At 67.2% G+C, this 5,746-nt stretch carries 4 protein-coding genes and 1 tRNA gene; 1 reads left to right on the forward strand and 4 read right to left on the reverse strand.

The window, feature by feature from the left end; genetic code table 11:
• Window positions 1–168 precede the first annotated feature (168 nt).
• From I5M_RS16885 to I5M_RS16900, 4 genes are all read right to left on the reverse strand, one after another.
• Window positions 169–393, reverse strand: coding sequence for a hypothetical protein (locus tag I5M_RS16885; RefSeq protein WP_022722468.1), 225 nt, complete (start codon window positions 391–393; stop codon window positions 169–171).
• Window positions 394–497: 104 nt separating this feature from the next.
• Window positions 498–574 (reverse strand) — tRNA-His (locus I5M_RS16890).
• A 176-nt stretch (window positions 575–750) separates the two neighbouring features.
• Window positions 751–1,182 carry a phasin gene (locus I5M_RS16895; protein ID WP_022722469.1) on the reverse strand — a complete coding sequence of 144 codons (432 nt, stop codon included), beginning with the start codon at window positions 1,180–1,182 and terminating at the stop codon, window positions 751–753.
• A gap of 324 nt (window positions 1,183–1,506) precedes the next feature.
• Window positions 1,507–1,890 carry a phasin gene (locus I5M_RS16900; RefSeq protein ID WP_022722470.1) on the reverse strand — a complete coding sequence of 128 codons (384 nt, stop codon included), beginning with the start codon at window positions 1,888–1,890 and terminating at the stop codon, window positions 1,507–1,509.
• A gap of 369 nt (window positions 1,891–2,259) precedes the next feature.
• On the opposite strand from I5M_RS16900, the gene I5M_RS16905 reads away from it, so the two are divergent.
• The gene (locus I5M_RS16905) at window positions 2,260–5,712 is read left to right on the forward strand and encodes a PAS domain-containing protein (RefSeq protein ID WP_022722471.1); all 3,453 of its coding nucleotides are present in this window, start codon (window positions 2,260–2,262) and stop codon (window positions 5,710–5,712) included.
• Window positions 5,713–5,746 lie beyond the last annotated feature (34 nt).

Genomic DNA, 5,746 nt, shown 5'->3' on the forward strand with positions numbered 1-5,746 from the left:
ATCGGCATGTTCCCCCCTTTGTCAGCATGAACTTCAGCGGATTAGTTCCATCTTGAACAAAGCCCGATGCCGGTCGCGATCATCAGCGATGTTGAAGGTCTAGAGTGGTTGGAAGTCTGAGTGAGCCGCCACGGATTCGCAAGTCGGGCGCAGCGCGGTGAGCTCGACCTACGCCTCGTTCGCGCCGACCCCGCGATTATCGAGCGCGCTTTGTCCCTTGGCGGTGAGCGCATAGCGATGATGACCATCGCCGTCCCGGGTCGCCGAGACGAAGCCCTCGGACACCAGATGATCGAGCTCCAGCCGCTGCCCCGGACTGAGATCGCGCCCCTCGGTCCGCGCAATATCGACCATCACCGAAATCGCCTGGTCGCCTGGATCCCCGTCGAGCATGGCTCTGTCCCCATCATCTGACGGCAGGCAACGCGGCACGCGCACGCGTGTTCCGCGATGGGGCGGGAACGCTCGCAACAGAAAAGGATGGGGGTCTTGCTGAGTGGTACAGTTGGGTGGGCTCGAACCACCGACCTCCTGTTCCACAGACAGGCGCTCTAACCAACTGAGCTACAACTGCATCCGGCGCGGGCGCGGGGCCACGCGAACGGGCGGGAAACTAGGTGCAATGCCGGGCTTTGGCAAGACCGGTATCGCCGCTGATGGCAGGCTCGCGACCAAGGTCGGGGCCGCTTGGGAAAACTCGCAAAAAAGCCCGGGCGAGGCCCGGGCTTTCAGAACGCGTGCGGGCCGAAATCAGGCCGCCGGCTTGAACAGCTTCGACGCGCCGGCCTTGATCGGCTCGACGGTGTCGGCGGCGACCTTCTGGGTCAGCTCGGTCAGCTCCTTGGTCTGCGACGTCAGCGTCTCGACCTGGTGCTTGGCGTGCGACGTCCACAGCTCCATCAGCTCCGGCAGGGTCTTGGCGCCGAACAGGCTGTGGGCGAAGTCGAAATTCGCCGCGGTGTTGGTCTTCACGAAGTCGAACAGCTTGGTCGAATAGTCGGTCGCGCCGCGGCTCGCCGAGGTGAACACCGCCTCAATGGTCTCGTTGTTGCTCTCGGCCGCGTCCTTCAGTTTGCTGTAGCTCTCGCGGGCCTGCGACACGCCCTTTTCGGCGAATGCGCGGACTTGCTCGGGCAGCTGGAACGGCAGGACGGTGGAAAACGGATCGCTCGAATCGGCCATGGGTACATCCTTCGTCAGGTGGGGGTATCGAAGTGACCCGCGAAAACCGGTTTTCAGAAATTGCCGGACGTTCGACGAGCCGGGCAGTCAAAATAGCAATCACGGCGATGGCTTAAATTCCATCGACTGATCAACACCATATCACAAATTTTGTGCAATGCAACATAAATTTGTGACCTTTGCCACATTTTCAGTCGGCAATTGCCGAAGAATGAGACAGGGGCCAGTCCGCCTGTTGCGGGGCGGCGGGTCGCATCCCTGCCCGGGCGGGGCAGCGGAGCCTCGGCAGAGCGCCGAGGCCCCAAGGAGTACCTCAACTCTGTGTCAAACCTTGGGCCGCGTGGCGTCCTGCGCCGCTTTCGCCACGACCTGACCAAGCTCGCTCGCCTGCTCGGCCAGCGCCTTCATCTGGGCCTGCACATATTCGCTGTGCAGCCGCAGCACGTCGCCGAGATCCTTGGCGTGGACCAGCTGCTGGGCATAATCCAGCGCCGCCGAGACGTTGCGCTCGGCGAAGCCGACGGCGCGGGTGGTGATTTCCTTGGCGTTGGCCCGGGCTGCGGCGCCGCGATCCTCGATCGTCGAGGCGGTGTGCTGCGCGCTCGACAGCATCTGCTCGAACGCCTTGCGGGCCTGCTCGAAGCCCGCTTCGGCCATCGACCGCATTTCCTTCGGAATTTCGAAATGGTCGCGCCCATCCTGGTCCATGATCAACTCCTTGTTGCAGCATCATGGGCCGCCGCGGCGGCCCGCGCCTTGGAAAACCTAATACGCAACTCACATCGCTGGTGTGACCGGCGGATGTCGGCCCTATCGTGACGCAACAAATGGCCTTTGCAACCGCAACCTTTCACCGCGCGTTCACGCCGATCGCGTCTACAACCACAATCCGGCAGCCGAAGTTCTGTCGGGCAGCCGAATTAACGTTATCACGCGTGAGCGTGGGATGAGGCGGCTGCAAGCGTGGACCTCGGCGCTGCCGAAAGCGATACTCATGAATTGTTAAGCATGCGGCTTGACCGGGCCGACCAGCCCTGCCCGAGTGCGACTCGCGCCCGTGCCCACGACTGAAGGACGATGACGAAGCCTCAATCCCGCCTGCCGAGCCTCGACGACCCCCGGCTGGCCGTGCACGCGACCTCGTCGCTGCCGGTCTGGCTGTGGTCGACCGACGGCAGCCGCGTGCTCTGGGCCAATCCGGTGGCGGCGCGGCTGTTCGGCGCAGCCGACGCGGCCGAGCTTGCGGGACGCAGCTTCGGCCCGGCGGATGCGCACCGCCGTCTGGTGGCGCAGCTGGCCCGCCGGCTGCCGGCCGGTGGCGCGACGCGGCTGGAGCGGCTGCGGGGCTTCGGCGCCCGGCTCGGCACGCTGTTGACTTGCGCCTGCTCGCGTCTCGCCTTCGATGACGGCACTGAGGGCGTGCTGATCGCCGCCGCCGAACCGGTCGGCCGGCCGATGCCGCTGCACGAGCGGCTGCGCGCTTTGCTCAGCGGCATCGACACGCCGATCGCGGCGTTCGCGCGCGACGGCCTGTTCCTCGGCTCTAACGATGCCGCGCGGGCTTTGCTGGGTTTCCGCAATCTCACCGAAGCCGGACTCGACCAGGCGCGCGAAGACGCGCTGCGCACCGGCCGCGCCGAGACGCCGATCGGGCTCGGCCATGTCGTGCTGCAGCGTGTCGGCAACGGAGCTGATATCGGACTGGTGGCGCGGCTCGAACCTGCCGTCGATCGCTCGCCCGTCGCGGACGAGGCACCGAGCGAGCCGGCCGCCGCGGAGCCAGCGGAGCACGCGGCCGAAGAGCCGGCGCCAGCGCCTGCAGAGACATCGCCGCCCGACGAAATCCCCGCCGCTGCGATCCCCGACTACGAAGCCCCCGCGACGCTCAGCGAAGCTCCGGCGGAGTACACGTTGCTGGACGACGCGCCGGCCGTAGCGAGCGAGCCCGAGACGAAGACGACCGAAGAAGCCGGCATCGGCGCCGCCGTCGAAGACGCCATCGATCCCGAGCCGTCGCCCTACATCGAAGCCGTCGCCGACGAGCCCGCCGCGCCACCGGCAGAACAGCCCATCGCCGAGGTTGCTGACGAGCAGCCGGCAGAAGCGGCCATGCCTGCGGAAGAGCCCGCTGCTACGCGGGCCGACGACTCCGAGCCGGCAGCCGACATACGCGGGGCGTCGGACGACGTCGCCGACCCCCCAGCTCCGCGGGAGCCAATCGCTCCGCCCGAGCCACCTCCTCCACTCGAGCCGCGTCGTCATCCGCTGCGCTTTGTCTGGCGGATGGATGCCGAGCAGCGTTTCGACATCGCCTCGGATGAATTCGTTCGTCTGCTCGGTCCGAGGTTCGCGAGCGCGCTCGGCCAACCATGGGCCGCGATCCGGACTACTTTCGATCTCGATCCCGACGACAAATTCGCCGAAGCGATCGCGCGGCATCACACCTGGAGCGGCATCGTCCTGCAGTGGCCGGCCGACGGCAGCGGTGAGCGCCTGCCGGTCGAACTATCCGGCCTGCCGGTGCAGGACCGCGACGGCAATTTCGCCGGCTATCGCGGCTTCGGCGTCTGCAGGGATCTCGCCGCGCTGGACCGGCTTGCCGAACTGCGCCGCAGCGGCACGGCAGAGATGCCGCCGCGGGCGCTGTCCGCCGATCTCACGCCGGCTACGCATCTCGACAACGACACGACCTCGCCGAGCGCGACATTTGCGCCGCATCAACCTGCATCGGAAACCGCTGTGGACACTCCTCCCAACGTGCTGCCGTTCCGGCCGACGCCGGACGGCCGCGTGCCGTCGCTGACGCCGATCGAGAACAACGCCTTCAACGAACTGGCGCGGCAGCTATCAGCACGTCTCGAGAACGACACCGGCCTGTTGGGCGACGCGGACACGCATGAAGCCGCAGCCGAACCACAAGCCGCGCTGCCGCAGGCCGAGCCTGAGCCATCCGCGCCGCAAGCCGAATGGCTGACGCCGCCGACACCGCCGGCGCAAGGCTCGAGTACGCGCGATCGCGTGCTGCTCGACCTGATGCCGGTCGGCGTGCTGATCTATCGGCTCGACCGTCTGCTCTATGCCAATCCGACGTTTCTCGGCCGCATGGGTTACGACAGCCTCGCCGCGCTGGAACAGGCCGGCGGCCTCGACGCGCTCTATGTCGAGCCGGTGGTCGGCGGCGGCGCAAGTAGCAGCACCTCCGAGGTCGGCACCGCTATCACCATCGCGGCGACGCCGGCGTACGCTTCGGACCAGCCGAGCGACCCGCGACCGATTGAAGCTGCCGCCGGGCGGCTGTTCACGATCGACTGGGACGGCGAGCAGGCGCTGGCGCTGATCTTTTCTCCCGACCCGGTGGCCCCGCCGCACGACATCGCGGCCGCGCTCGAGCCGGTCGCCGAGCCCGAGCCGCAGGCCGGCCTCGTCGATGCCGAAGAGCTGGCCGCCATTTTGGATACCACGGCCGAAGGCATCGTGATGTTCGATGCCGACGGCGCCATCAGCGCCTGCAACCGGAGCGCCGAGGCGCTGTTCGGCTGCGGCGGCGACGAGCTCGTCACCCGCAACCTGACTGATCTGTTCGCGCCGGAGAGCCAGAGCGCGGTGCGCGATTATCTCGCCAGCGTCGGCCGCGGCGATGCCGACAGCCTGCTCGACCACGGCCTCGAAGCACTCGGCCGCGTCCGCGACGGCGGCGTGTTTCCGCTGACCATGACGATCGGCCGCACCCGCGCCGACGGCCCGAATTTCTTCGCGGTGTTCCGCGATCTCGCCCCGGCACGGCGCATCGAGAACGAGCTGGCGCAGGTGCGCCGCCTCGCCGATCGCGCCGCCGGCGCCAAGACCGACGTGCTGGCGCGGCTCAGCCACGAGATACGCACGCCGATCAACGCCATCATCGGCTTCGCCGAGGTGATGATCGAACAACGCTTCGGCGCGCTCGGCAACGAGCGCTACACCGATTACTTGCGCGACATCCGCGCCTCGGGCGAGCGCGTCATCGGCATCGTCAACGACATGCTCGATCTGTCGCGGATCGAGACCGGCCACATCGACCTGTCGTTCGAAAGCCAGAATCTCAACGACCTCGTCGAGCACTGCGTCGCCGCGATGCAGCCGCGCGCCAATCGTGAGCGCATCATCATCCGCTCGTCGCTGGCCCACGCGCTGCCGCAGGTCGTCGCCGACCCCACGGCGCTGCGCCAGATCGTCACCAACCTGATCGGCACCTCGATCCAACTCGCAAAGTCGGGCGGCCAAGTGATCGTCTCGACCGCGGTAAGCGATTTCGGCGAGGTGGTGCTGCGCGTCCGCGACACCGGTCACAAACTCGGCGACGACGAGATCGCCGCCGCGCTGCAGCCATTCCGCTCCGCCGCCCCGAGCGACCACACCGACGAATCCGGCGTCAGCCTGTCGCTGACCAAGGCCCTCGTCGAAGCCAACCGCGCCCAATTTCACATCAAGAGCGCCCCGCAATCAGGGACGCTGATCGAGGTGGTGTTCGGCCATGCGGCGGCGCGGGTGTGAGGCAAATCATAGCTCGGCGACCGTAGGGCGGATA

This window comes from Rhodopseudomonas sp. B29 (assembly GCF_000333455.1).
Lineage (GTDB): Bacteria > Pseudomonadota > Alphaproteobacteria > Rhizobiales > Xanthobacteraceae > Rhodopseudomonas.

What these genes read in the sequence shown, in the direction of transcription:
- I5M_RS16885 (WP_022722468.1), bottom strand. Translation starts at nt 393, where the DNA reads ATGCTCGACGGGGATCCAGGCGACCAGGCGATTTCGGTGATGGTCGAT.
- I5M_RS16895 (WP_022722469.1), bottom strand. Translation starts at nt 1,182, where the DNA reads ATGGCCGATTCGAGCGATCCGTTTTCCACCGTCCTGCCGTTCCAGCTG.
- I5M_RS16900 (WP_022722470.1), bottom strand. Translation starts at nt 1,890, where the DNA reads ATGGACCAGGATGGGCGCGACCATTTCGAAATTCCGAAGGAAATGCGG.
- I5M_RS16905 (WP_022722471.1), top strand. Translation starts at nt 2,260, where the DNA reads ATGACGAAGCCTCAATCCCGCCTGCCGAGCCTCGACGACCCCCGGCTG.